This window comes from Rhizobium sp. BG4 (genome assembly GCF_016864575.1).
Lineage (GTDB): Bacteria > Pseudomonadota > Alphaproteobacteria > Rhizobiales > Rhizobiaceae > Rhizobium.
This window is the reverse complement of the sequence record NZ_CP044125.1, coordinates 3596225-3622386: the sequence shown is the minus strand read 5'-3', so window position 1 is coordinate 3622386 and position 26162 is coordinate 3596225. Positions and strand designations below refer to the sequence as shown.

The following is a 26162-nucleotide window of genomic DNA, read 5'->3' as shown; positions in this document are numbered from 1 at the left end:
GATGCCCTGGGGCGCTCCGCGAGGTGGCCGCCACCATAACGCCCGCTATTCTTTCTGCAACAACATGCGCGCGACAGCGGCCGTCGCATGCGCCGATTTGATCTTGGGCACCACGAGCTTCGCTTGCGCCCCCGCCGCAGCAAGTGCAGCCGATTCCGCGACGCCATGGCAGCCGACACGGGCAAAGACGATGGCCGAGGGATTCGTGATTCGCGGCGTCTCTTCTTCCAGCCGCACAGCAGTGAAGAAGGAGACGGCAACGCCGAGCTCATCGGCCACAGCGAGGATCGCCCGTTCCTCCCTACGGCTGTCGATCGAAGCGATGGCTGTGACATCATCCGCACCGATCGCCGCATCCTCCAGCGCCTGCCGTGCCAGCGCCGCAACCTCGGTAGCATCCGCTCCCCGCTCGCAGCCGAGGCCGAGAACGTAGAGCCTTGCCCTGTCTTTGCTGGAGCCGGTCATCAATGGAATCCGAAAGGAAAAAACTGTGTCCCCGCAGCCATTGCAGCCCGGGGCCGGAAATGCAACATGGCGCCGATTTCCATCACGCCTGCATTCAGAGTCCTTCCTTGTCCGATATTGCCCCCATCTTCTCGCCCTTCTCTGCCTCGCCGCCTTCTGTGCCGGTTTCGTCGATTCCATCGCCGGCGGCGGCGGCCTGATCACCGTTCCCGCCATGCTGATCGCCGGCATTCCGCCGCTGCAGACGCTCGGGACCAACAAGGTGCAGTCGATGTTCGGCGCCGCGTCCGCAACACTCGCCTATTCGCGCAAGGGCCATGTGAACCTGCGCGAGCAGCTGCCGATGGCAATGATGGCGCTGATGGGTGGCGCGCTCGGCGCGGCGCTGGCGACGATCGTTCCAGGCGACGTGCTGCGCGCCATCATGCCGGTGCTGCTGGTGGCGATCGCGCTCTACTTCGCCTTCAAGCCGAACCTGAACGACCTCGACACCCATCGCCGCATCACGCCCTATCTCTTCGGCATGACCTTCGTGCCGCTGATCGGCTTTTACGACGGCGTCTTCGGCCCGGGCACCGGATCCTTCCTGATGCTCTCCTTCGTCACGCTTGCCGGCTTCGGCATGCTGAAGGCGACGGCGCATACCAAGCTTCTGAACCTCGGCTCGAATGTCGGCGCGCTGATCGTCTTCGCTTCCTTCGGCGCGACGCTCTGGACCGTCGGCCTGATGATGGGCGTCTGCCAGTTCCTCGGCGCGCAGGTCGGCTCGCGGCTCGCGATGCGCACCGGGGCCAAGCTGATCAAGCCGCTGCTCGTCGTCGTCTGCATCGCCTTCGCGATCAAGCTGATCGCCGATCCGGCCAATCCGCTCCGCGTCTGGCTCGGCGTCTAGGGTCTTTTCCTAGCCCGCCTTGCCGAACTTGATCGCATCGATCTTCGTCAGCTTGGTCTTGGCGGAAACGCCGGGCGCATTGGCGAAATGCCAGGTGACATACTGCTCGGCATAGGGATCGGTGGACGACATGCCATCGACGGGCAGCACCACATCCATGCCCTTCAGCGCCGCATAGGCAGCCGTGTTCAGCACCGCACCTTCGGACGCCGTGCCGGTGACGATCACCGTCTTGATATGCCGGTCGGCGAGGATCTTTTCCAAGTCGGTATTGATGAACTTGTTGGCGCCCGACTTCACGATCGGATCGCCATCCTTCGGCGCCAGCATCGTCGCGATATCTTCCGGCGCCGCATTGGAGGTGATGCTGTAGACCACGGGCGCACCGCTATCGCGTGCCTCCTTCATCAGCTTCGCCACATGCGGCAGCTCGGCGATGCAGCGCGGCTTGACCTTGGTGTTGCACGGCCCCTTTTCCGGATTTTGCGCCCCATTGAAATCAAGGAGTAGCAGCGCCGTGGTCGCGGGATCGACAGTCACCTCGCCGAGCTTGGGTGCCGCCGGCGCCTTGATCTTCTTCCACTCGTCGACAATGGTCGCTGCATGCGCCGCCGAGATACCCGCGACGGAAACGATGATCGCGATACCGGCGCTACGCATCACTGATGGAAAACCCATGACATCCTCCTTCTCTAAATTCTGAGGGAAATCTTCTGGTCGCGACCCGCACTGTCAAATCACCAAGCCGCGAGCATGATTACCTCTCGCGTAATTGATGAGCGGCCACCCTTTGCCGATGATCGCCCTGCCTGAACGAACCGGGCGATCACAAGGAGACAGAGAATGACCGACGCGACCAACAAGGCCGAACGCTACATCGCCATCTGGAACGAGGAAGATGCCGGCCGCCGCAAGGCGCTGATCGCCGAAGGCTGGACCGAGAACGCCGTCTATATCGACCCGCTGATGCGCGGCGAAGGCCATGAACAGATCAACGCCTTGGTCGAGGCCGTCCAGACCCGCTTTCCCGGGTTCCGCTTCAATCTCATTGGCGCGGCAGACGGGCACGGCGACAACCTGCGCTTCTCCTGGGGTCTCGGACCCGATGGTGGCGAGGCGATCATCAAGGGAACCGACTTCGCCCTGCTTGAAGACGGTCGCCTGAAAGCCGTACACGGGTTCCTCGATCTCGTTCCGGAAGCCGCATAATGACCCCGTCAGCCCGCTCTCTTGGTGACCACCTCCGCGAATGGCGCAAGCTTCGCCGCATGAGCCAGCTCGATCTGGCGCTCGAAGCCGAGATTTCGCAGAGACACCTGAGTTTCATCGAGAGCGGGCGCTCGACGCCGAGCCGCGATATGCTGCTGCATCTGGCAGAACGGCTCGGCGTGCCGCTTCGCGACCGCAACCCGATGTTGCTCTCGGCCGGCTATGCGCCGCTCTTTGCCGAGCGGTCGCTCGACGATCCGGCCCTGAAGCCAGCCCGCCAAGCCGTCGACATGGTGCTGAAGGCACATGAGCCATTCCCGGCGCTCGCCATCGATCGTCACTGGACGCTGATATCAGCCAATGCCGCGATCGCGCCCCTTCTGCGCAATGTCAGGGACGCAAGCCTGCTCGAAGGCCCGGTCAACGTCCTCCGCCTCAGCCTGCATCCGGAGGGACTGGCGCCCGATATCGTCAATCTCGCCGAATGGCGCGCCCACCTGCTGGAACGGCTTCGCCAGCAGATCGACATGACCGCCGACCCGATCCTCGCCGGATTGCTCAAGGAATTGCAGCAGCTCTCGCCCGGCGGCAACCCCGCCGATGAGATGAGACACGACTATGCGGGAATTGCCGTTCCGCTGAAACTCCGCACTGCGGGTGGAACGCTGTCGCTGATCTCGACGACGACGGTGTTCGGCACGCCCGTCGACGTCACGCTCTCGGAACTGGCGATCGAATCCTTCTTCCCGGCGGACGAGGAAACCGCCGCGCTTCTGAGGCGACTCCTAGACTAGAACAGCGCCAGCAGCAGCGCGCCACCGGCAATCATCGCCACGCCCAGCCAGTTCACCAGCCCGAGTTTCTCGCCGAGAAAGACGACGCCGAACACGGCGACGAGAACGATGGAGAGCTTGTCGATCGGTGCGACGCGGGCCGCATCGCCAAGCTTCAGCGCCCGGAAATAGGCGAGCCACGACGCGCCTGTTGCCGCGCCCGAAAGCGCCAGGAACAGCCACGTCTTGCCCGAAATGCTGGAGATGGGTTGCCACTGGCCGGTGGCGGCGACGATCGCCGTGATGATCAGGATGATGACGACGGTACGGATCAGCGTCGCCAGATCCGAATTGACGCCGGCTACCCCGATCTTCGCGAAAATCGCCGTCAGCGCCGCGAAAGCCGCCGAAAGCACCGCCCAGAATAGCCAGCTTTGCGTCATCAGAACTCCACGCCGGGCTGCCCCTTGATGCCGGAGCGGAACGGATGCTTGATCAGCTCCATCTCGGTCACGAGATCGGCAAGCTCGATCAGCTCGTCCTTGGCATTTCGGCCGGTCAGCACGACGTGAGTCATATAGGGCTTTTCATCCCGCAGGAATGCGACCACTTCGTTCACATCGAGATAGTCGTAGCGCAGCGCGATATTAATCTCGTCGAGCAGCACCATCGAATTGCGCTCGTCCCGGATCAGCTCCTTCGCCTTCTCCCAGGCAGCCGTTGCGGCCGCGACATCACGGGCGCGGTCCTGCGTCTCCCAGGTAAAGCCCTCGCCCATCGTGTGGAACTGGCAGATGTCGGAGAAATGCTTCTCGATCAGATCGCGCTCGCCGGTCCACATCGCCCCCTTGATGAACTGCACGACGGCCGACGGCTTGCCGTGGGCAATGTGGCGGAAGATCATCCCGAAGGCCGAGGACGACTTGCCCTTGCCCTTGCCGGTGTGAACGATGATCAGGCCCTTCTCATCCGTCTTGGTGGCCATGATCTTGTCACGGGCAGCCTTCTTCTTCGCCATCTTTTCGTTATGGCGGGCATCGTCCTTCTCGCCGGTTTCTACAGTCTCTTCGCTCATCGTCATGTCCAGTCTTATGCTGTTTCAGTATGGATATGGGGCGCCAGATCGAAGCGCGCCGAATTGCTGCGCGGCGTCCAGAGGCGCCTGTCGATCGCCTCCATCAGCCGCTCTTTCATTTCTTCGAGGGCGGCCGGGTTCTTCTCGGCCATGAAATCGCGCACCTCGGGATCGGCGACGAAGGCCTGATAGACCGCCTCGAAATGATGATTGCCAACGGCACCGGTCGTGGCCGCAAAGGCAAAGAGATAATCGACGGTCGCCGCGATCTCGAAGGCGCCCTTGTAGCCGTGGCGCATGACGCCATCGATCCATTTCGGATTGACGACACGCCCGCGCACGACACGGCCGATCTCCTCCTCGAGCGAGCGGATCACCGGCTTTTCCGGCCGCGAATGATCGTTGTGATAGATCGATGGCCTGATGCCGCCGACATGCTCGGCCGCCGCCGCCATCCCGCCTTCGAATTGGTAGTAATCGTCGCTGTCGAGCAGATCGTGCTCGCGGTTGTCCTGATTCTGCACCACGGCCTGGATCGACCGCAGCCGCTCCTCGAAAATGCCACGCTCGGCCCGGCCTTCCTCGGCCGCGCCATAGGCATAGCTGCCCCAGACCAGATAAGCCTCGGCCAGGTCGGCGCGCCGCTCCCAACCCTTCTCATCGATCAGCGCCTGCAGCCCGGCTCCGTAAGCGCCGGGTTTCGAACCGAAGACGCGATAACCGGCCCGCTTCATCGCGGAAGCTTCGTCCAAGCCGGACGCCGCAAGCCGCATGGCTTCGCCGCGCATGCGCGCTGCAATCGGATTGTCATCAGCGTCTTCGTCGAGAGCGCCGACCGCCCGGACAGCCTTGTCGAACAGCGCAATCTGCTCCGGAAACGCATCGCGGAAGAAGCCGGAGATCCTCAGCGTCACATCGACTCGCGGACGGCGCAGCATGGCGGGCTGGATAATCTCGTAGCCGGTGACCCGGCGTGAGGTCATATCCCAGACCGGCTTGACGCCGATCAGCGCTAGAGCCTGGGCGATATCGTCCCCGCCCGTGCGCATGTTCGACGTGCCCCAGGCCGTCAGCCCGAAGGACACGGGCCATTCGCCATGATCCTGCACATAGCGGCGCACCAGAAGCTCGGCGGATTTCTTGCCGAGTTCGTAGGCTGCCGGTGTCGGGACGGCACGGCTATCCACCGAATAGAAATTCCGCCCTGTGGGCAGCACGTCGGGACGCCCGCGTGTGGGCGCGCCCGAGGGGCCGGGAGGCACGAAACGGCCGTCGAGACCGGTGAGGAGCGCCAAGATTTCGGCATGGCCGCAGGCGAGAATCGAAGGTTTCAGGTGGGATTCGATGGTGGTGAGCACCTGCCGGGTTTGCGGCCAGGCGGAAGGGCACTGTGTTTCGCCGGAGACGAGCTTGGCGGCGAGCAGCTCAATGCGCTCGACGGTGTCGCCATTGGTGCGCCAGGGGTGTCGAGGAGTTCGGCGAGGATCGAGGGTCTGGAGCCGGCCCAGGGGGCGGCCATGTTGCAGTCGAGGGGATCGAAGGAAAACCCCTCCCCAACCCCTCCCCACAAGGGGGAGGGACTTTGCGCCGAGATCGCCTCCACGGATCGGCCAACCTCAACTGGTTCGGCCGCTGTGGATTGAGATGGCAGCAACGCTTTAAGCCCCTCCCCCTTGTGGGGAGGGGTTGGGGAGGGGTTTGCGAACAAATCCCCCGCAATCGCCCGCTGCAAACTCCGATCGCCACCTTCCCCCAGCCCACGTGGCACCCGCGCCAGCGCCACCGTCAGATCCGTCAGCAACCGCCCCTCAGGCGACACGCCGAACACATGCAGCCCGTCGCGGATCTGCATTTCCTTGAGGTCGCAGAGATAGGCGTCGAGCTTCTTCAGCGCCTCGTCCTCCGCCTCACCCTTGGCAATCCCGGCATCGCTGTCGAGGCCGATATCGGCGACGAGGTCGAGGATTTGTTTCGACAGCAACCGGATACGGCGCGGATCGCCGCCGGAGGCCTCGTAATATTCGTCGACCAGCGCCTCCAGATCCTTCAGCGGCCCATAGCTCTCGGCCCGCGTCAGCGGCGGCGTCAGGTGGTCGATGATCACGGCAGCGGTGCGCCGCTTGGCCTGCGTGCCCTCGCCGGGATCGTTGACGATGAACGGATAGAGATGCGGCAGCGGCCCGAGGATCGCTTCCGGATAACATTCCCCCGACAGCGCCAGCGCCTTGCCCGGCAGCCATTCGAGATTGCCGTGCTTGCCCATATGAATGACGGCATCGGCGCCGAATTCCTGGCGCAGAAAGGCGTAGAAAGCGAGATAGCCATGCGGCGGCACCAGATCCGGCGAGTGGTAGCTTTCCTTCGGATCGATATTGTAGCCACGCGCGGGCTGGATGCCGACCAGCACGTTGCCCAGCCGCGAAAACGGCAGGGCAAAGCCGCCGTCGACGAAATAGGGATCCGCCTCCGGGCCGCCCCATCGCGCCGTCACCTCATCTTGAATCTTTTTCGGAAGACTTTCGAAGAAAGCCTTGTATCGACTCGATGAAAGCCGCTCGCGGACCACGCGCCCGTCACGTCCGGAATTGGTCGGCCCGTCCATCAGATGCCGCATCAGCGCATCGCCGTCCGCCGGGTACGCATCGATGCCGTAACCCGCCTCGCGCAACGCCTTCAGCACCTCGACGGTCCCGGCGGGCGTATCGAGCCCCACGCCGTTGCCGAGCCGCCCGTCGCGGTTCGGATAGTTGGCCATCACAAGCGCGACCCGCCGCTCTGCCGCCGTCTTGCGCCTCAGCCTCGCCCAGTGGACGGCAAGTCTCGCCGTATAGCGCATCCGCCCGGCATCCGGCTCGCTGCCGACGATATTGGCCTCGACACTGGCATCGTAACGCGCCGCCGCCTTGAACGAGACGGCGCGCGACAGCACCCGGCCATCGACTTCGGGAAGCGCGACGTTCATGCCGAGATCGCGGGCCGAGAGACCTTGCGATGAACCGCTCCATGCCTCCTTCGAGGATGCCGAGAAGATCGCCTGCAGCACGACGGCGCCGCTGGCTTCGAGGATTGTCGGCTGGCGGTCGGCACCTGGCGCGGAGACCGCAAATCCTGTTGTGTTGACGACGATATCGGGCGCGGCGGCAGCAAAGACGCTTTCGAGAATGCCGGTGGAAACCGGGTCCTTGAGGCTGTAGGCAAAGACCGGGAGTGGCCGCAGGCCTTCGGTTGCCAGCGCCTCGATCATCGCTTCGATCGGCTTGGTTTCGCCGCTCTGGACGAGGGCTCGGTAGAAGCTGATGGCGGCGATGGGGGCTTCGGTCGAGAGTGGGTTACCCCCCTCTGTCCTGCCGGACATCTCCCCCACAAGGGGGGAGATTGGCTGGGCTCGACCGCTCGCTTCAACCTGCATTGTCTGGGAGGAAGCGCGCCGCGAGTCGATCTCCCCCTTGTGGGGGGCTCGCAGAGCAGGTCGAGACCCGTGGCTCGACCCCGGCCGCCTGGCAAGGCAGAGGGGGGTATCGCGGACAGCAGCCGATCCGAAAGCGCCCGCCACTCCTCGACACCAACAACACCCCGCCCCGGCCACCATATCCCCGCCTTCATCAACGGAGCAGCCGCACCCGGCTTCTCTCCACCGGCAACCATCGCCGCCGCATAATCCAGAAACCGCCGCGAATTCTCGTCGCCGCCTTCGATCAGATAGGACCAGAGCGCATTGAGATCATCGAGATCGACATTGGAGAATGGCGTCAGCCCGGCATCCGGCTTGGAATCTCCGGGCAGCACCGCAATCCGCGCGCCACTGAGGGCTGCGCAGGCATGCAGTGCCTCCAGAGCATAGTGAAAATAGCTCGCTCCCCCGAGCGCCCGGACGATAATCAGCTTTGCGTGCCGCGCCGTCCGCTCGACATAGGCATCGACGGACATCGGGTGTTTCAGGCTCATCAGGCTGGCGACGCGCAGCGTCAGCGGATTGCCGCCACCCTGCCCATGAGCGGCGGCGATTGCCGCAAGCTCCGTGTCCGCCGCAGAAAGGAACAGGATGTCGCCGGGTGACTGGCCGAGATCGGTCGCCTCGTCACCGTCGCTGATCGTTCCTTTCTGGGCGAGGAGTAGATGCATGGATCAGACCAGCGCCTCGATCGCCTTGCGCACGGCAGCTTCGTCCATATCGTGCAAGCCGATGACGACGAGGCGCGTGCCGCGGGTTTCGCCCGGTGCCCAGGCACGGTCGAAATACTGGTCGATGCGGCTGCCGACAGCCTGGATCTGCAGGCGCATCGGCTTGCCGGAGACATCGGCAAAGCCCTTCAGGCGCAGCACGTCATGCTCTGCGATCACGCCCTTCAGCTTCTCGATGAAACCGGCGGGATCGGCAAGCGTGCCGAGCTCGACGACGAAGCTGTCGAACTCGTCGTGGTCATGCGGCGTGCCGTCCTCGTGCTCCAGCTCGTGATGGGACTTGCGGTTGGCGATGTCTTCTTCCGTGCCGATGCCAAGGCCGAGCAGAACGCTTGCCGGGACATCGCCGTTCTTCGCTTCGATCAGCGCAGGTTTGCGTGAAATACGCGACGCAACCTCGTCGCGGACACGGATAATGCCGGCCGCATCGAGCAGGTCGGTCTTGTTGAGAACGATCAGATCGGCGCAGGTCAGCTGATCCTCGAACAGCTCCTCGATCGGGCTTTCGTGATCGAGGGATTCGTCCTCGACGCGGCGCGCCTCGACGGCATCATGGTCGTCGGCAAAGCGGCCGGCCGCGACTGCGGCGCTATCGACGACGGTGATGACGCCGTCGACGGTGACTTCGCTGCGGATGTCCGGCCAGTTGAAGGCGGCGACCAGCGGCTGCGGCAGCGCCAGACCCGAGGTCTCGATGACGATGTGGTCGGGGCGCTGATCGCGCTCCAGAAGCTTGGTCATCGTCGGAATGAAATCGTCGGCGACGGTGCAGCAGATGCAGCCATTGGTGAGCTCGATGATATCGTCCTCGGTGCAATTTTCAGCACCGCAGCCCTTCAGCACGTCGCCGTCCACGCCGAGATCGCCGAATTCGTTGATGATCAGCGCGATCTTCTTGCCGCCGGTATTGGAAAGCAGGTTGCGGATCATCGTCGTCTTGCCGGCCCCGAGGAAGCCGGTGATCACGGTTGCGGGGATCTTCTGCTGGTTCATTCGTTCAACCCTTCATCTTCAGCGGCAGGCCTGCCGCGATAAAATACACGTCCGCGGCGGAGGCCGCGATCATCTGGTGCAGCCGCCCGGCATGGTCGCGAAAATCCCGCGCCATCCGGTTTTCGGGAACGATCCCGAGGCCGACTTCATTGGAAACAAGAACGAGCCGCGCCTTCGCCTTCGGCAGCCAGGCCGCGAGCGCGGCACTTTCCGCCGCCACATCGCGCTCGTCCATCATCAGATTGGTAACCCAGAGCGTCAGGCAATCGACCAGGATCGCCCGCCCCTCGCCGTCGATTGCCGCAAGCCGCTCGGCAAGCTGCAGCGGCTCCTCATGCGTCTGCCACGACGGCCCGCGATCGGCCCGATGCTGCTCGATCCGCGCCCGCATCTCCTCGTCCCACGCCCGCCCTGTCGCCACATAGTGACGTTCGAGACCGGTGTCGGTGATGAGATTTTCAGCGAAGCGGGATTTGCCGGACCGGGCGCCGCCGAGGATGAAAGTCGCACTGCTCATGCGAAGGCCACCGTGCTGGGGCACATATCTCTCGGTCTTCCCTCATTCCTGTGCTTGCCACAGGAATCCAGCCACGGCGCGTCGGCGCCGTGAATGAATCGCAGCAACAAGGAAATGAGTCTCCCGTGCCCAAGGACTTGGGCACGCTGGATTCCTGTGACATCCCGTGGGCGCAGCCCTAAGGCCACAGGAATGGGGGAACCCCTCTGAGGCGCCGCATATAGCGACATGAAAATTCTCGTTTCAGCCATGACAACCTCCGTGCTGGCAGCGGGCGGGAATGCCCAAAGGGCTCTTCGCCCGGCACAGATGGCAGGTCTCCTGGCTCGCGGCTTCAGGCCCCGACAGGGACGGCCGAAAGGCCATCCCTGATCGTGCCAGCGGATCTTCCTCGCCTTCCCGGCTGCATTCTCGTGAAAAGGCGGACGATTCGTAGAATTAGAGGCGTCCTGCCCCGGCTGATCACGATGCATTTCCAGTGGCTTTTCCGATGCGCGTCAGCCATTGCCCTGCTGCGGAATGCAGCGATCAGGCAGCGGTGCCGATGCACCGGATGGAAGACCCTGACCGCTCTACAGTCGCGGGGTCGGCTGTGATGAAGGCGCCCGGCTTGGGTCCGCCCCGTCACATTCCCTTTTCATCCCGAGCGGCAACCGCCGCCCCGGAACCATCCGTAATTGAAAGCATCGTTAGGCGTGCGGCCATGCGAAGTCAATCGATGCCAGGGCAATCCAAACAGCCCGCTCTTAACCCGACTGAGTCTACCAAACAGATAGTCTATTAAATTCATTGACTTAAGTCGATATTTCGCTTGCGACCGCCTCGCTTTTGCGGCAATTGCTCGCGAAATCATGCGGCGCAAAAAGCGCGCTTCCTTGATCCTGCATTCCATCGCCTAGTTCTGTCATCATGCTCACGAAAACCGACATCGGCCGCCTGGCGCGGCGCCATCTCAAATTCGATATGGCGCGGCTGCGCGCCCTAGCGCGCCAGAATGAAATGGGCATGGTTTTCGCGGGCGGCGCTGTCGGCATCATCGCTGGTTGCGCGGTGACCGGCATGAGCCTGATCTCGCGCGAAATGCACAGCCTGATTTTCGGCATCAGCGATGTCGACCGCCTGAGCTCGTCCGAGATCGACAACAAGCTGCTCCTGCTCTTGGCGCCGATCTGCGGCGGCCTGCTTCTCGGCCTGCTGCTGTTCATCCTCAGCAGAACGCGCAAGAAGCCGATGGTCGACCCGATCGAGGCGAACGCGCTGCATGGCGGCCGCCTGTCGCTGACCGATAGCGTGATCGTCGCGATCCAGAACCTGATCTCCAACGGCTTCGGCGCCTCGGTCGGCCTCGAGGCCGGCTATACGCAGCTTGCGGCCGGTCTTGCCTCCAAGCTCGGCCTGAAGCTGCAGCTGCGCCGCGCCGATCTGCGCGTGCTGGTCGGCTGCGGCGCGGCCGGCGCCATCGCCGCCGCCTTCAACGCGCCGCTGACGGGCGCCTTCTACGCTTTCGAGCTGATCATCGGCACATACACGATCGTGTCGCTGACTCCCGTCGTCGTTTCCGCCCTGCTCTCGACGCTGATCGCCCGCCTGCTTGCCGGCAGCGACTTTACCATCGATGTCGGCCAATTCGGCAGCGTCGTTCCAGCCGACTACGTTCCGGCGATCCTGCTCGGCGGTTGCTGCGCGGGGGCCGGCATCCTGATCATGCAGGGCGTCTCCTTCATCGAGGAACTGGCGCGAAAGAGCTCGGTGCCGACCTATGCCCGCCCGGCGCTCGGCGGCATCGTCGTCGGCCTGCTGGCGATGATTTCGCCGCAAGTGCTCTCGGCAGGCCATGGCGCCCTGCATCTCAACCTGTCGCACCAGGTGGCGATCCCGGCGCTGATCGGCATTCTGCTGTTGAAATCCTTCGCCTCCGCCGTATCGATCGGCTCCGGCTTCAGGGGCGGCCTGTTCTTCGCCTCGCTGTTCATGGGCGCCCTGCTCGGCAAGCTCTTCGCCTATTCGGCGCCGTTCTTTGCACATGCGTCACTGACACCGGAGGTCTATGCCGTCGTCGGCATGAGTTCGCTCGCCGTCGCCATCATCGGCGGACCGTTGACGATGACCTTCCTGGCGCTCGAGATCACCGGCGACTTCCCGATCACCGCCCTGGTGCTCGCCGCTGTCATCACATCCTCGCTCGTCGTGCGCACCACCTTCGGCTACTCCTTCGCCACATGGCGCTTCCATCTGCGCGGCGAAAGCATTCGCAGCGCCCATGATGTCGGCTGGATCCGCAACCTGACGGTCGGCAAGCTGATGCGCGCCGACGTCAAGACCGCCAATGTCGCGACCTCCGTCGAGGAATTCAAAAAGACCTTCCCGGCCGGTTCGACGCAGCGCGTCATCCTCGTCGATGATACCGGGAAATATGCCGGCCTCGTCCTCGTTCCCGAAATCCATTCCAATCCGATCGATACGGATGACGAGGGCAAGGGCCTGGAGAGCTTCATCCGCTACAAGAACGACTTCCTGCAGCCGCAGATGAATGCCAAGCAGGCCGCCGCGATCTTCGACAAGACCGAGAGCGAAGCGCTGGCCGTGCTCAACAATCTGATCGAGCGCAAGGTCGTCGGACAGCTCAGCGAAAGCCATACGCTGCGCCGTTACACGGAAGAACTGGACCGCCGCCGCCGCGAGGTCTCTGGCGAAATCTAGCCGAGCAGCCGCTGCAGCCAGTCGCGGTCGAGATGACGCTCCAGCTCGGCCGCCACGGCATCCAGCGCCCTGTCGACGCTTTCGGCATAGCTTTTCCGTTCGCCTGCGAGACCGAAGCTTTCTAGCAGTCGCGAGCGGTAGGCATCGCTCGAAAACAGACCGTGCAGATAGGTGCCCATCACCCGGCCATCGGTGGAGATCGCACCGTCAGGTAAGCCGTCGATTTGGGCGGACGGGCGGTCGCAATCCGCGCCTTCCGTCACGCCCAGATGGATCTGATAGCCGGAAAGCGGCGTGCCATATTCGGCGGAGACCGCGCGGCTGTTGCGCACGACCTTTTCCGGCGCCATTACCGTCTCGACGTCGAGAAGGCTAAGCCCGTCCGTCTCAGCCGCACTGCCCTCGATGCCGAGTGGATCGTGAACCTTGCGCCCAAGCATCTGGTAGCCGCCGCAAATGCCGATCACCCGCCCGCCACGCCGCATATGGGCCGCGAGATCGCGGTCCCAGCCGGCTGCGCGGAAATCCGCGAGATCGCTGATCGTCGACTTCGAGCCCGGCAGAACGACGAGAGCGGCATCGTCAGGAAGACGGTCGCCGGCCTTTACGAAGACAAGCTCGACATCCTCTTCCGCGCGGAGCGGATCGAGATCATCGAAATTGGCAATCCGCGGCAGCACGGGTACGGCGACCTTCAGCGTCGCCGATCTTCCGCGCGCTAGCTTTTCGAGAACGACGGAATCTTCGGCCGGAAGACCACCAGCCGCCTTCAGCCACGGCACCACGCCGAAACACGGCCAGCCCGTATAGCGCCCGATCGCGGAGATCCCGTCATCGAAGAGCGAAACGTCACCGCGGAACTTGTTGATGATATAGCCAGAGATCATGCCGCGATCCCGCTCATCGAGGATCGCATGCGTTCCAACCAGCGAGGCGATGACCCCGCCGCGGTCGATATCGCCGACCAGCACGACCGGCACGACCGCCCGCGTGGCAAAGCCCATATTGGCAATATCGCCCGGCCGCAGATTGATCTCCGCCGGAGATCCCGCGCCCTCGACGATGACGAGATCGGCGCCTTCGGAAACCGTCGCGAAGCTAGAGAGAACATACTCGAGCAGCTGCGGTTTCAGGCGCTGGTAGTCGCGCCCCTTCGCCTGCCCCCAGACCTTGCCCTGCACGACGATCTGGCTGCCATTCTCCGATTGCGGCTTCAGCAGGATCGGATTCATGTGAACGGAGGACGGCGTGCGTGCGGCGAGCGACTGCAGCCACTGCGCCCGGCCGATCTCGCCGCCGTCATCGGCGACGGCAGCATTGTTCGACATGTTCTGCGGCTTGAAGGGGCGAACGGTCAGACCGCGATTGGTCGCCAGCCGGCAGAGCCCGGCGACGAGCACCGTCTTGCCGACATCCGATCCTGTTCCCTGCAGCATGATGGCTCTGGTCATGGATGACGCCTACAACGCGTTGCCGCGCGAGGTCAACGGCAGGTCCCTAAACGCGAAAACCGCGCCAGCCGGGAGCCGCGCGGTTTGCCGTAAAACTCTGGCGTATCGCCCATACACGGCGAAACTCGTGCTCTCCGGGACGCAGAACCTGATCCGGAGAACCGGCGGTTTGTCCCCCGCCGTGGTTACACTGATAGCGCGACATTCTTACCGGAGAGTTATTGAGCTCTTAAGCAAAGATGAATTTCGACCTTTTTTGAACTTTTATTGACCGCGACGCGAAACGCACTCCTGCACTCACCTAACGGAAAGCTGCGTGAACCCGTAATATTAGCCGATACAAATCAAAGATTTAGCCCAGAAAAATTCAACCTGAGAAGTTGATCTCAACCTTTTCGGCATTACCATCGGCAAAATAAAAAATCACAAGTGGAACAAAGGAAGCGCAGATGAAGGCCGCATTGAGAATGCTGTTCCTGTCAGCCATGGCCTGGGCCTGCGCTTCAGCTGCCGTAGCGGCAGGTTGCGGCGCGGTGACGATCGCCGAGATGAAGTGGGGGTCGGCTGCGATCGCTGCCAATTTCGACAAGATCATCCTGGAGGCCGGCTACGGCTGCAGCGTCGAGATCGTCCCCGGCGATACCATGCCGACTTTCGCATCCATGGATGGCAAGGGCACGCCCGATATCGCGCCCGAGCTTTGGGTCAAGGGCGTCGAGATCGAGCTCTCCAAGGCGATCGCCGCCGGGCGGCTGGTCGAGGGCGCCGAGATCCTCGCCGATGGCGCTGTCGAGGGCTGGTGGATCCCGAAATTCGTCGCCGACGCCAATCCCTCGATCAGGACGATCGAGGATGCGTTGGCAAGGCCCGATCTGTTTCCCGATGAGAACGACCCCGCAAAAGGCGCGGTCTTCAACTGCCCGACGGGTTGGAGCTGCAAGATCACCACCCAGAACCTGTTCAAGGCCTACTATGCCGAAGCCAAGGGCTTCAACCTGATCAGCGCCGATACGCCGAAAGACCTGGACGCCTCGATCGCCGATGCCTTCGAGCGCAAGCGCGGCTGGCTCGGCTACTACTGGGCGCCGACCGCCCTCATCGGAAAATACGACATGATTCGCCTCGGCATGGGCGTCCCCTATAGCGAGATGGAGTGGAACACCTGCACGGCAGTCTCCGGCTGCGCCCGCCCGCGGCGCAATGCATACCCGACCTCGCAGGGCGTCACCGTCACCACGAAGGCCTTTGCCGATCGCGCCGGCCCGGCAATGGACTACCTGCGCAAGCGCAGCTGGGATAACGGCACGATCAACGACGTCCTCGCCTGGCAGGACGAGCACAGCGAAAGCAGCCGGAACGCCGCCGTCTACTTCCTGGAGAACTATCCGCAGCTCTGGACCACCTGGGTTCCCGAAGAGATCGCCGCACGGGTCAAGCGCGCGCTCTAAAGCGCTGCAAGCTTCGCGAAGGCCAGAGCGGGCAAAAGGAAGAACCGATAACGACCGCGCCTCTGTTGCGCGCCAAAACGATTTTCTTGAGGTACCCGATGACCCCAGCCGCTTCCTTCCCCGATCGCGAAACCGTTGCACAGAAGTTTGCCGGCGCCAGTGACGCCGACAAGTCCTATATCGAACTGCTAATGGAAAACGTCGCGCAGGACGACAATCTGGTCGACGGCCTGCACCGCTATCTCGATCTCTCCGCAGAGAGCCGCTTCCTGAATTCGCTGAAGCTTGAGACGACGGGCACATGGATCGGCACGGCTGCACCTGCCCGTCTTCAGATCCGGCTGATGGAGGCCGCCAAGTCGAGCCAGCATCCGGCCTATCAGGCCTTCCGCAATGGTCTCTCCCGCTCCGGCGGCCTCGAAAAGGCTTATCCGGCAGCCAAGATCTGATCGTTAATGGCGCGCCGCGCGGTCAACCGAGCGGCCGGCATCCTGCGTGGCGTTGACGGCGTTGGCCGTATCGCGGCCCATGCCGCGGATCGTGTTGCCGCAGGAAGACAGGGCGAGCAGAAGCAGGAAGGCAGCACCGATTTTGGCTGTCGTCGTCATTTTGGAAATCCTTTGCAAATATGACCTCTCCGAAGCGGCGGGCGCCGCTCCGGGCGATTAACGCGCCAAGGCCAAAAAGGTTCACGCCAATAATGGCTTAGGCGGCAGCAGCCTTGGCTTTTTCTGCAAAGGCATGACGGATGCTGTCGGCAACCGCCTGCATCGGACCGGAAAGCTGCGATGCCGTCAGCAGCCGGATTTCGAAGGAGCCAAGTTCCGGCAAACCTTCCTGAGCGCCGAGGATCACCATGTCTTCGCTGACATAGGAGCGCGGCAGCGGCGCGATCGCCAGATCGGACACCACGGCAGCGCGCTGCGCCATCGTGTGACCGCTGAGATAGGCGACGCGATAGGGCCGCTTGTTGCGCTCGAGCTGCGCCAACGCTTCCTGGCGCCAGATGCAGCCCTCTTCCCATATCGAGATCGGCAGCGGCTCCTTGCGATGCGCCGTGCCGCACTTGGCGCCGGCCCAGACGAGCTTCTCGCGATAGACGATCTCGCCGCCGGTCGGGAAAGGCCTGGTCGCGAAATTGACGAGCGCCAGATCGAGGCGCTGCTCTTCCATCCGCTTCTTCAAGCCGATGCTCATGTCGATCGTCACATCGACCATGATGCCGGGGTAGCTCTCGGCAAAACTCTTCAGAATGCTCGGCAGCAGCCGCTCGCCGATATCTTCAGGCGCGCCGAGACGGACGACGCCGCTAAGTTCGGGCATGATGAAGCGCGAGACGGCCTCGTTGGAGAGCGCCAGGATATTGCGCGCATAGGTCAAGAGCAGCTCGCCATGCTGCGTCAGCGTCACCGAGCGCGCGTCGCGCATGAACAGCGTCGCGCCGAGCTGTTCCTCGAGCTTCTTGATCTGCATGGAGACGGCCGACGGCGTCCTGAACACCGCTTCGGCAGCCGTCGAAAAATTGCCGGTTTCCGCGATTGCCACGAAGGTGCGCAGAACGTCGTTATCGAGAAGCGGGATAGGCCTGCGAAAGGGCATCGTCATCGGCGCATCTTTCAATTTTTCTGAATTTAAACACCATATCATTTCGTTTGTTTGAAAGTCAATCGAACCTTATATTTTACTCATGGCTGAAACACGAACACAGGAGGCCATGATGACTGACACTGTACAGACCGCAATTGATGCCTTCTTCGCGCTCCGCTCGCGGCAGATCCAGCGCACCGCCTGGAACAACACGATGCGCCAGATGACGGCCCTGCCCCATCACCTGATCGCCGATGTCGATCCTTACTGTACGGAGAACATTTTTTTGATTCATCTAACCATTTGAAATTATTGATCAGCGGAAAATTTTTTCGATTCTGAGTACGCAATTCTCTAAGCTCTGCCGATGATCGATAGGAGATACTGTTCTCCATCGTCACGGTGATATCGATGCAAGTCAAGTAGGGTCAGCTTTGCTCCAGCTGCTTGAAGGCCAGCCCCAATTTGAATGACCGACTGTGGCTTTATGCCCTCCATGATCAGTCTGGCTCTAATCTCGAACGGCGAAATGAACTCGTCTTGGAAACGCCAGATTTCTTCCATGGTGATGATGTCACCTTTGAAATATCCATGACGCTTTAACGCCCCAACATCTCCGGTGCCCATTCGCAGGTAAAACTTTGCTTCTCTCACATTGACAATCGCCTTCGGATCGACGCTCGCCTGATGAGTTTCGCATATGTGCCGGACACGCTCTACGTTGCCGGTGTAAGCGCTTTCCAAAAAGTTCTTGGACGAAGCTAGGATGCTCACGCCAATCTTTTTACTGAGGACTTCTTGCATGACTTGCGACCAGGGATGCCGAGACGACTTGCTCCCCCAGACAGCAACGGGAAGCGAGACCAAACCCCTAGCCCTCGCCTTAGCTGTATGTCTCGCAAATGCGTCAAAATTCATGGGAGGTGCGCCGCTCGGGATGCCCAACCGCTCTGCATATCGCCTATCTGGGCATTCGATGACCTGATCAGCATACAGCGAAAGCATATCGAGAACAGGCAGACCAAACTTCTTCGCCTGCTTCATGACAGCAGGTGATGACCAAAATTTCACTTGTGTTGCGCCGCGACGTGCTTGGGAGTTCACGTCGTAATTTCTTGTCCGACCGCTCAGAACTGTGGCGAGTTCCTTCCTCACGACCTTTCTCAAGTCCGCCGTCACACCGTACAAGCTGCTGTCTAGGGTGTGGTTCTGATCCGGCCTCTTATTTGAGGCGTAAATCTCAACGACTTCGGCAAATTTCTTCGGCCAACCTTTGATGGCACTCCCTGCCAGACTAAGGCTCTCGGCTGTGGGGCTCGGCCTTCTGGTACCTCCCGAATCTTCTGTTTGGATGACTCGTGCCAAGGTCGTCGCCAGCGTAAAGATTTCTCCCGTGCCGAAGCTTTTCAAGTCATCGTGTACTCGGCAGGCGCTCTGGGCTTCCGGGTCGATCAAGTTGGTGACGAAGTCCAAGCCTTCAACATCGTCGACCTCGACAAGTGCTTGGGGATAGTCGCGAAAGTCGGCTATCCCACAACGAGTGCACCGGCAGATGTCTCCCGCAATTCGATATTGAAGGATCGAATTGCACTCTGGGCAGCGGTCTAAAAGTCGCTCTTTTGTGCGGGGATCGAACGAGAGGCTACGAATAGACCAGATCGCCTTTGCAAAAGGTTTCTCACTCAATGAACGCGGGGAAATACGACGAGTGGCTATCAGCTCGTTCCCGCTGATCTCGACGCCAAAAAAATTAACGCCACGACTTCCCTTCCGGTACATCAGGCGCTCGATGTCCGCGACACCGTTGGGGACTCCAAGAAAGTCCGCAAGCACTTTCACATCAAAATCGGACCGAGCGAAACGTGAATGACCCCACCCCTGCTTTATGCTGTGTTTGCCAAGCAGGCGGTTGATAATCCAAAGATCATGGAAACCATTTTCCGCACATGCACGGAACACGATATCTGCCAGCCCCTCCCCTGGTTGCGGTTCTACTGGAATAGCAAGGGCTTTCGGTCCTGACACACTAGGATGCTCAAAACCTCCAGCCATTGCATCACCTCTCGTCTTTCGCTTCGGTGTTTTCCGTTTGGGTTGGAGCTTCAGGGCGGATGTCTTTTATCCAACGAACACCCGCGCCGAACGCGATTGTCTCAGACGTCATCTCGATGTTCTTCGTGCGAAGCCCGTTCACAAGGCTGTTCAGCGTTCGCTCGTTAACAGCGTCATACCGGTTCTTTTCCAGACGAGCGATGAAGCTCGGATCGACACCGGCTGCCTTTGCTAGCTCGCGCTGACTAAGGTCTGCCAAGCCTCTGGAAGCCCTGATTATCCGACTGCCGAAATGGTCAAGTGTCTTATCTTCCAGAACGGTGCCAGGCTTCCTCCACCTAACACCAGCTCCGTGCCCTTCACCGGCCTCGACGAACTCGACCCCTGCGTCCTGATAATAAGCTTTCAGTATCCAGGCTTCTCGCGGGAGCAGCTTATACTTGCCACCCTCAATCAACTGGATGGTCTTGGCTTTGATCCCCGTCGCCACGCCAACTTCAGCCTGACTCCAGCCAAGCATAAAACGTGCAGCTCGCAACAGCGGAATTACCGGGTTCATGTCCCCGAAAAAACGCTCAGGGCTGAGAATGTCAACATTATTCGCTGTGCGTCACCCAACCGCGTTTTGCGTCATTTTCCTTTGATTTTGAGTCAAGAATCGGTTTTCTTGCTTCAGGCCAACTTCCTCAAACCGAATCGAAGGTGCTCTCGATGGACAAATGGCTTGGAACTTCACCCAGTGTAATCATTCCCCGGCTGCAGTCCCTGCTCGCCGACTTACAAGGCTTGTCATCGCCTGGCGGCTTCGACGGTCCCGTAAATCCTGTTACCATTCGCAACTGCATGCTCGTCCAGCGCTCCGTGCCATGCCTTATCGGCGAGATGTCCGGTCATCCGCATATCAAAGAAGGTAGCCCCGGCGTTACGAGCGAACTCTTCTACCTCGATCAAAAACGCAAAATCGGCCGGACTCTCAGCAGGTGGTACTATTTCGACCACGGGCTGATCGGTTAGCGACGAAAGAGGAGCTGATCATGGACAAAGCCCTGACCGATAGCCTGGACCGTTACATTGCGAAGCTGCAGCAAGCCGCCGAACAGCTCAAGACGCCTCGAACTAACGAGTTCCGGTTGACGAAACGGAATCTACCTGCAATCGCTCGCAAGTCAGCGACTGACTTTCTAGCTTATTGCGCTCTCGTGGCGCTCTTCCGCAGAAACATTGGTGCCCTCTCCGAACCTTCATGCGTCGCAGTGATCGCCGTCCCTCCCCAATGGCAGCTGAAAGACGTTCATGACGCGGCGAACATCATTTTGAAGGACAAGAAGGGCGTCAAGTTCTGCCTCCATCCTACTTCCAAGCACAAACGTGGATGGGAAATCGACCCGGCGGAATTCCTTGAGACGGGAGAGAAACTGATCGTCTTTACTCAGGAGGGTTCTGTCCTTCATGAGGATTTCGAGCTGGCGGCCACGCTCTCTGACAGGCTCGCTCTTTGCGATGTTCGGCACTTACGAGCGCTATGTACCTTTCGCAAGTGCGGCATGCTGACGGACGAACAGGCAGCAGTCATCTCGGAGCAAGCATCAGAGCGAATGGAAGCCATCTTCCGTCGGGACCAACCCGCGAGCCGGGCCGCTATGAAGCTGTTGAAGGTCGCGAAGGTGCCTTCCGGCAATGAACGGCTGCTGGATGTCACCAAGGGCTTCGGCGAAGCGAGCGTGTGGGCCGAGGCTCTGAAGAAAGACCTATCCGATTGGCGGCAAGGAAAACTTCCATGGGCCGAGGTGGACAAGGGTTGCTTATTGTACGGTCCACCCGGAACAGGTAAGACGCGATTTGCAGCAGCTCTAGCGTCCCACTGCGGCCTCCATCTGGAAGCAACATCAATCCCGAAGTGGCAGTCTTATAAAGACGGCGATCTCGGTGACATGTTGAAGGCCATGTATCAGGCGTTCAGTGCCGCCAAGGAAAATTCGCCCTGCTTATTATTCCTAGATGAATTCGACGCCATTGGGGACCGAGCCAAATTTCCTAGCCGCCACGAGACCTATTCGACAACCGTCGTGAACGCGCTCTTAGAATGCTTGGACGGAACGGAAGGACGCGAGGGCGTCATCGTCCTTGGTGCGTGCAACTATCCGGAACGGATCGACCCTGCTCTTCTAAGGAGCGGTCGGCTCGAAAAACATGTCAAATTTCCTTTGCCTGACGCAACAGCGCGAGGACAAATCCTTGAATTTCATCTTCCGGACCTAGTGGGTGATGCCGCTCTCAGGGAAATAGCTGCACGAATGCCTGGCAAGAGCGGCGCGGACATTGAAAGGCTGGCCCGCGAAGCCAGAAGGATTGCCCGAAAGGAAAATCGAGATGTCAACATTTCGGACGTCAGATCACAGGTGCAAGTGCCGCCTCCGCTTGATGCCGAAACTCTGTACCGCGTCGCGATTCACGAGGCGGGTCATGCCCTCGTGACCCACACGTTGCAGCTGGGCAAGATCGAGTGGGTCGAAATCTACGACAACGTGGAAAACTTCGCCACCGCTGTCGATGCGAACGGCGGCATGTTCATGGAAAGACCCGCCCGCGAATTTCTAACCCAATGGGACGTTATGAAGATGATTACTTCGGACCTGGCAGGAGCAGCAGCGGAGGATTTGATTTTCGAGCACCGCGCCAGTTGGTCAACCGGAAACCAGGGCAGCGACTTTGCCAGCGCGACCATGTTGGCGATCAGGATGGTGACGGAATACGCCTTCGGAAATTCTTTGTATTACCTTCCCGGATCGGTCGACATGACGTCCCCTCCCAAGCTTTGGGAGGACCTCGCTCTTCGCGACGACGTCAAAGAAATTCTTCAAGAGCAGTACCAGCGGGCGAAAGAAATGCTCGACGGCGTTAAGCCCGAACTGCTCAAGCTTGCCGACGCGCTCGTGAAACACAAACGGCTGGACGCCCGCCAATTGGAGCCGTACTGGCCGGGATCGCGGAAGACTCGGCAGTCGACGCCGCAACGCCCAAAAAGCCGCCGTCAACATTAGTGGCGCTCGACACTCAGCCAATCCTACCGACCATACACACGCCGCATTCCTTTGCGGCCGATGGAGGCCCCGTGAAAGCTTGGATCATTAGTGACATCCATCAAAGCCACCTCACAAGGTTGCTTCGCGACCCGCCCAAAGTTCCCATAGCGGAAATCTGTATATGTGCTGGGGACGTCACGAACTTCATCGATGACAGCATCGGCTTCATCCGTCGAGTCATCGAGCCGAAGATGCCGGTAGTGCTCGTGCTCGGCAATCACGATTACTACGGCAGCAGCATCAGCGGCGCACTAGAACGGGCCCGACGTCTTGTTGAAGGAAGCCGAGTTCATTTCCTTGAGAACGATACCGTCACAGTCGGCGACTGTCGCTTCATCGGTGCTACCCTGTGGACCGATTTCGCGGTCTCCGTTGGGCATGATGAACACATCCCTCCTGAAGAGAGGCGGGTTAAAGCATTCGAACTGGTGCCGTCGCGGATGATGGATTTCCAATGTATTTATCGTTCCGACCCTCGAAGACCAGGCGAAAACGGAATGGTTACGGCCTGGGAAATCCTTGAACGCCACAGAGAAAGTCGGAGATTTATAGACAGAGAATTATCGGTTGATTTTCCCGGACGTACCGTCGTGGTAACCCATCATGCGCCCTTGATGCAGAGCTTTAACCCCGACTTTTTCGGGAACGTGACAAACGCTGCTTTCGCTTCCGATCTTTCCGACCTGATCATACGCCGACGCCCAGGCCGATGGGTTCACGGTCACATACATAAGTTTCGGGACTATATGGCCGATCAGACGAGAGTCATCTGTAACCCGTGGGGCTATAGGGGCGAACTTTATACGTCCGGCTTCCGCCCAGGTTTCATCATCGAATTATAAACAGTGACAGAGGCCGGTTTTCGTTTTTCTGTGTCCGAATGCAACAATTCCTAAACTCCTGATGCGACAAGGAATTGATCGAGGAGATTGCGGAGTTCGTCAAAAGCGAATTCGCGGATTTCCTTGAGGCGGAACTCATAAGGACCACATAAACCATGAATGACGATCTCTTTATCGCGTCTTTGATCGTCGTGCTGGCGTTTGCTGCCCATGCTCTATTCTTGTGCATTTGGCACGCTATGGACGCTTTTACCAACAAGTTCAGTCCAAGCGAGTGGGCACCTGACCCAGGCAAACCGCTTAGCCTTGGCCGCTTCAAACTCCCCGTCTTGTCTGCTCTCATGGTCGTGGGCACTATCGCATTTTCAGTGGTGCTCGGCCAAACGCTGCTGATGCTCGGTGTCCGCCCTCCCGGCACTTGATTCCTTGAGCGTCAGCGGCGAAAGAAAATTCAGTAAAATTTGAAGGGCAGAAGCACTAGACGACGAGAGTGACGGTGCAGTTCGTGGAAAAGTCAACATAATGGACCCGAAACTTCTCACCCTTCCCTGGGTAACGCTTCTGACCCTCGCCGCCGGATACATGGGTTACTTCGTTGCCCATGTCGGTCTTCGGGATCACCACAAGACTGTGGACGTCACGTTCAGTACACTTGTCTTTGGGTTTTGTGCTGCGTTCGCCTATCAGCTGCTCAGATATGTGAACATTAACATCCTGGCCGCTTCTGGGGCCGCTGTGGTGACGTCCATTGTCCTTGGAGCAGTATGGCGAGCGCTGCTGCGGCCGGTTTTCTACAACATAATGCGGAACACGAATGTCAGTTATGCCGACGATATACCCACAGCGTGGCTCAATCTCTTTGGCGAGACGAGCATCGTCGCCTCTCAGTTGATCGTGCGACTGAAGGACGGACGGACGCTGATGTGCGCCGATCTCCATCGGTTCAAGGACGAGCCCAACGGCCCCTTCCGGTTCGGTGCGACCGGCGACATCCTAATGTATGTCACCGACCAGAAGGTGGGCTATGCGTGGTCGACAATAGACGACGTGTTTTGGGACGAATGGGGATCGGAAATAACCTACATCCCCGCTTCAGAGGTTGCGCAGGTCAACTTTCGCCGTCGAGGGCGATAGACTACTTCTTGGGCGGCGGCGGCCGGTTATGGTTTTCGGTCGGCGCGGTATAGCTCCCCCTTTTGCCGTCGGTGTTTCCGATAGGCGGTCTGGGAGGCTGGGGTACGACAACTTTCTTTTCAGTCATGGCGTTTCCTTCACTGGCTCGTACTCGTGCAGTTCATTTTCAAGTTGAACAACCTGCCGTTTGAACGGCTTGGTCTGGAAGTCGTACACGGTCTTCCCGCAGGTTATCGCGAACAGAACGGTCGCCCCGGCTTCTTCAAGGGTTTCCTTGGCTGCGAGCATTGAACTTCCAGTGGAAAGTAAGTCATCGATGAGGACGACGCTGCGGCCAGCAATATTTCCTTGCACCCGAAGGAACTGCTTCAATTGCGCACGGCTACGATGCCCGTTTCCCTCATGTGATCTGGGCAGGGGCTTGGCCCACCTGAGCCCATCGTAAATGACGCCACTATATCGCTTGTCCTTCAGCGCTTCCGCAACCATCCACAATGATCGGTATCCGCCTTTGACGTTCGGCTGCGCATCCTTCGAGGGAATCGGAATCAACAGCGCGTTCTTCGGCACCTCAGCGTTGTCGAGCGTCGCCACAATGAACTGTCCGAAAGCGCTTCTTGCCCTCTTGATGTTCCCGGTGGTGATCCTAACCCTCTCCCCGTTTCGGAATAAAATTGTGAACGGGGTCTTATATTGCCCGGTCTTGACCGCCCAAACGAACAGGTAGGAATCCCAATATTCGGGCTTCCGCTTTGCCTTTTCCTTGTGCGCCAGCTCCGAATAGTAGGCACTGATAAAGTGCACGTTCATTTACGAAATCCGAGACAGAATATCTTGTACGCTGGTCAAGACCACCGTTTTGGGGTTTCCCAAGAAGCGCTCGGGCCAGGATAACGCTTGGTTCTCGACGACGGAGCGCATGATGAAAAGCCAGCGCCCGAGACGAATGCATTCAGCCGCTTGATGAAGCGTTCCTGAGGTGTCGGACGCCTCGACTATAACGCTGCCGTCGGAAAGCGCTGCCATCAAACGATTGCGTTTTGGAAAGTCCGATTGAAAGGTCCGCTGGCCTGGGTGGAATTGCGACACCAGAAGATGGCGCTCGTATATTTCCTGTTGGAGGTCGGCGTTTTCGGCTGGATAGGCCTTGTCGAGAGGCGTTCCGATGACTGACACAGTTTTACCGCCCTCGGCGATAGCAGCTCGATGAGCAGCAGTATCGACACCTTTTGCCAGCCCGCTTGTTACGACTAGCCCCGCAGACGCCAGTTCTCGCGATATCCTAGCCGCGCGAGCCAAACCGTCAGTAGATACGGACCGTGCACCGATGACAGACAGGGACTTCACTTTAAGCAGATTAAGATCGCCGGAGAAGAAGATTATCGGATCGCGTTCTTCCGCCTTCTTGAACAGCCCTTCGAGTTCTTTAGGCATCGGCCGCCCAGCGTACTCCATCATCTCGCCCAGTGGCATGGAGCCAAAGCTCGTCGGCGGTGTGTAACCGGACGCCCGGGTCACTTTCGTCACTCGATTCTGTTCAGAGTGCATATCCATCAGCACTTCAACTTCTCCAGAAATGCTTTGTTCGATGTCTACCGCGATTCGAGCACCCGGGTCACGTTCTGCCCCGGCGGCCGAGTGCATTTCGCTGTGGGTAAAGCGACAGCGAACTTGAAAGCAGCAGACCCCGTGGATCAATCGCGGCTTGATGTTCACTATATGTTCTGATGCAGTTTTGTCAATCTTGGGACGTTCTGGC

The 26162-nt window shown here is 60.1% G+C and carries 25 protein-coding genes, 1 pseudogene and 1 riboswitch; of the genes and pseudogenes, 12 read left to right on the top strand and 14 right to left on the bottom strand.

Going from position 1 to position 26162, the window contains the following annotated elements:
- Window positions 1–45 precede the first annotated feature (45 nt).
- Entirely contained in the window at window positions 46–465 is a 420-nt protein-coding gene (locus tag F2982_RS18140) for a cobalamin biosynthesis protein (RefSeq protein WP_203428663.1), read from the bottom strand.
- A gap of 88 nt (window positions 466–553) precedes the next feature.
- Here F2982_RS18140 and F2982_RS18135 point away from each other — a divergent pair, with 88 nt between their 5' ends.
- Window positions 554–1357: a TSUP family transporter gene (locus tag F2982_RS18135; protein ID WP_246777567.1), complete on the top strand. Its 804-nt coding sequence runs from the start codon at window positions 554–556 to the stop codon at window positions 1355–1357.
- Between the two features lie 9 nt (window positions 1358–1366).
- On the opposite strand, the gene F2982_RS18130 is transcribed toward F2982_RS18135, so the two are convergent.
- Entirely contained in the window at window positions 1367–2035 is a 669-nt protein-coding gene (locus F2982_RS18130; protein WP_203428662.1) for an isochorismatase family protein, read from the bottom strand.
- Between the two features lie 165 nt (window positions 2036–2200).
- Here F2982_RS18130 and F2982_RS18125 point away from each other — a divergent pair, with 165 nt between their 5' ends.
- Complete coding sequence (locus F2982_RS18125) at window positions 2201–2566, top strand: nuclear transport factor 2 family protein (RefSeq protein WP_203428661.1); 366 nt, start codon at window positions 2201–2203, stop codon at window positions 2564–2566.
- Window positions 2566–3360 carry a helix-turn-helix transcriptional regulator gene (locus tag F2982_RS18120; protein WP_203428660.1) on the top strand — a complete coding sequence of 265 codons (795 nt, stop codon included), beginning with the start codon at window positions 2566–2568 and terminating at the stop codon, window positions 3358–3360. Before F2982_RS18125 ends, F2982_RS18120 begins: the two co-directional genes overlap by 1 nt.
- On the opposite strand, the gene F2982_RS18115 is transcribed toward F2982_RS18120, so the two are convergent.
- The 5 genes and pseudogenes from F2982_RS18115 to cobU all read right to left on the bottom strand — a co-directional run bounded on the left by F2982_RS18115 (window position 3357) and on the right by cobU (window position 10106).
- Window positions 3357–3782 (bottom strand): EamA family transporter, encoded by a 426-nt coding sequence (locus F2982_RS18115; protein WP_130278092.1) that lies wholly within the window; start codon window positions 3780–3782, stop codon window positions 3357–3359. The genes F2982_RS18120 and F2982_RS18115 overlap by 4 nt on opposite strands.
- Window positions 3782–4414, bottom strand: coding sequence for a cob(I)yrinic acid a,c-diamide adenosyltransferase (cobO, locus tag F2982_RS18110; protein ID WP_199629099.1), 633 nt, complete (start codon window positions 4412–4414; stop codon window positions 3782–3784). Before cobO ends, F2982_RS18115 begins: the two co-directional genes overlap by 1 nt.
- Window positions 4415–4428: 14 nt before the next feature.
- Window positions 4429–8536 (bottom strand): annotated as a pseudogene (gene cobN / locus F2982_RS18105) (cobaltochelatase subunit CobN).
- A gap of 3 nt (window positions 8537–8539) precedes the next feature.
- Window positions 8540–9589 (bottom strand): cobalamin biosynthesis protein CobW, encoded by a 1050-nt coding sequence (gene cobW / locus F2982_RS18095; protein ID WP_203428659.1) that lies wholly within the window; start codon window positions 9587–9589, stop codon window positions 8540–8542.
- Window positions 9590–9593: 4 nt separating this feature from the next.
- Window positions 9594–10106 carry a bifunctional adenosylcobinamide kinase/adenosylcobinamide-phosphate guanylyltransferase gene (gene cobU, locus F2982_RS18090; protein ID WP_203428658.1) on the bottom strand — a complete coding sequence of 171 codons (513 nt, stop codon included), beginning with the start codon at window positions 10104–10106 and terminating at the stop codon, window positions 9594–9596.
- Window positions 10107–10399: 293 nt separating this feature from the next.
- A riboswitch (cobalamin riboswitch) is annotated at window positions 10400–10793 on the bottom strand.
- 222 nt (window positions 10794–11015) lie between these two features.
- On the opposite strand from cobU, the gene F2982_RS18085 reads away from it, so the two are divergent.
- On the top strand, window positions 11016–12806 hold the full coding sequence (locus F2982_RS18085; RefSeq protein WP_199629103.1) for a chloride channel protein: 1791 nt from the start codon (window positions 11016–11018) through the stop codon (window positions 12804–12806).
- On the opposite strand, the gene F2982_RS18080 is transcribed toward F2982_RS18085, so the two are convergent.
- On the bottom strand, window positions 12803–14257 hold the full coding sequence (locus F2982_RS18080; RefSeq protein WP_203428657.1) for a cobyric acid synthase: 1455 nt from the start codon (window positions 14255–14257) through the stop codon (window positions 12803–12805). The two genes, F2982_RS18085 and F2982_RS18080, sit on opposite strands and share 4 nt — an antisense overlap.
- A gap of 449 nt (window positions 14258–14706) precedes the next feature.
- Between F2982_RS18080 and F2982_RS18075 the strand changes: the two genes are divergently transcribed.
- Together F2982_RS18075 and F2982_RS18070 are read left to right on the top strand one after the other, a co-directional pair.
- Entirely contained in the window at window positions 14707–15705 is a 999-nt protein-coding gene (locus F2982_RS18075) for a glycine betaine ABC transporter substrate-binding protein (RefSeq protein WP_203428656.1), read from the top strand.
- Window positions 15706–15803: 98 nt separating this feature from the next.
- Complete coding sequence (locus F2982_RS18070) at window positions 15804–16154, top strand: hypothetical protein (protein WP_112715237.1); 351 nt, start codon at window positions 15804–15806, stop codon at window positions 16152–16154.
- Between the two features lie 3 nt (window positions 16155–16157).
- Here F2982_RS18070 and F2982_RS18065 read toward each other — a convergent pair whose 3' ends face one another.
- The gene (locus F2982_RS18065; RefSeq protein ID WP_112715239.1) at window positions 16158–16313 is read right to left on the bottom strand and encodes an entericidin A/B family lipoprotein; all 156 of its coding nucleotides are present in this window, start codon (window positions 16311–16313) and stop codon (window positions 16158–16160) included.
- 97 nt (window positions 16314–16410) lie between these two features.
- Window positions 16411–17352, bottom strand: a complete 942-nt coding sequence (locus F2982_RS18060; protein WP_199629106.1) for a LysR family transcriptional regulator — start codon at window positions 17350–17352, stop codon at window positions 16411–16413.
- Between the two features lie 67 nt (window positions 17353–17419).
- Here F2982_RS18060 and F2982_RS18055 point away from each other — a divergent pair, with 67 nt between their 5' ends.
- Window positions 17420–17599: a hypothetical protein gene (locus F2982_RS18055; RefSeq protein ID WP_203430130.1), complete on the top strand. Its 180-nt coding sequence runs from the start codon at window positions 17420–17422 to the stop codon at window positions 17597–17599.
- Window positions 17600–17646: 47 nt separating this feature from the next.
- On the opposite strand, the gene F2982_RS18050 is transcribed toward F2982_RS18055, so the two are convergent.
- Window positions 17647–19344 (bottom strand): hypothetical protein, encoded by a 1698-nt coding sequence (locus tag F2982_RS18050; protein ID WP_203428655.1) that lies wholly within the window; start codon window positions 19342–19344, stop codon window positions 17647–17649.
- Window positions 19345–19348: 4 nt separating this feature from the next.
- Window positions 19349–19903, bottom strand: a complete 555-nt coding sequence (locus F2982_RS18045) for a helix-turn-helix transcriptional regulator (protein ID WP_203428654.1) — start codon at window positions 19901–19903, stop codon at window positions 19349–19351.
- Between the two features lie 152 nt (window positions 19904–20055).
- Between F2982_RS18045 and F2982_RS18040 the strand changes: the two genes are divergently transcribed.
- The 5 genes from F2982_RS18040 to F2982_RS18020 all read left to right on the top strand — a co-directional run bounded on the left by F2982_RS18040 (window position 20056) and on the right by F2982_RS18020 (window position 24403).
- Complete coding sequence (locus F2982_RS18040; RefSeq protein WP_203428653.1) at window positions 20056–20358, top strand: hypothetical protein; 303 nt, start codon at window positions 20056–20058, stop codon at window positions 20356–20358.
- A gap of 20 nt (window positions 20359–20378) precedes the next feature.
- Window positions 20379–22385, top strand: coding sequence for an AAA family ATPase (locus tag F2982_RS18035; RefSeq protein WP_203428652.1), 2007 nt, complete (start codon window positions 20379–20381; stop codon window positions 22383–22385).
- A gap of 71 nt (window positions 22386–22456) precedes the next feature.
- Window positions 22457–23269 carry a metallophosphoesterase gene (locus F2982_RS18030; RefSeq protein ID WP_203428651.1) on the top strand — a complete coding sequence of 271 codons (813 nt, stop codon included), beginning with the start codon at window positions 22457–22459 and terminating at the stop codon, window positions 23267–23269.
- Between the two features lie 155 nt (window positions 23270–23424).
- Window positions 23425–23691, top strand: coding sequence for a hypothetical protein (locus tag F2982_RS18025; protein WP_203428650.1), 267 nt, complete (start codon window positions 23425–23427; stop codon window positions 23689–23691).
- A 100-nt stretch (window positions 23692–23791) separates the two neighbouring features.
- Complete coding sequence (locus tag F2982_RS18020; protein WP_203428649.1) at window positions 23792–24403, top strand: hypothetical protein; 612 nt, start codon at window positions 23792–23794, stop codon at window positions 24401–24403.
- Between the two features lie 123 nt (window positions 24404–24526).
- Here the strand turns inward: F2982_RS18020 and F2982_RS31475 are convergent, their stop codons facing one another.
- Together F2982_RS31475 and F2982_RS18010 are read right to left on the bottom strand one after the other, a co-directional pair.
- Window positions 24527–25213 carry a phosphoribosyltransferase gene (locus F2982_RS31475; protein WP_210399326.1) on the bottom strand — a complete coding sequence of 229 codons (687 nt, stop codon included), beginning with the start codon at window positions 25211–25213 and terminating at the stop codon, window positions 24527–24529.
- Entirely contained in the window at window positions 25214–26119 is a 906-nt protein-coding gene (locus F2982_RS18010) for a DNA-processing protein DprA (RefSeq protein ID WP_246777476.1), read from the bottom strand.
- Window positions 26120–26162 lie beyond the last annotated feature (43 nt).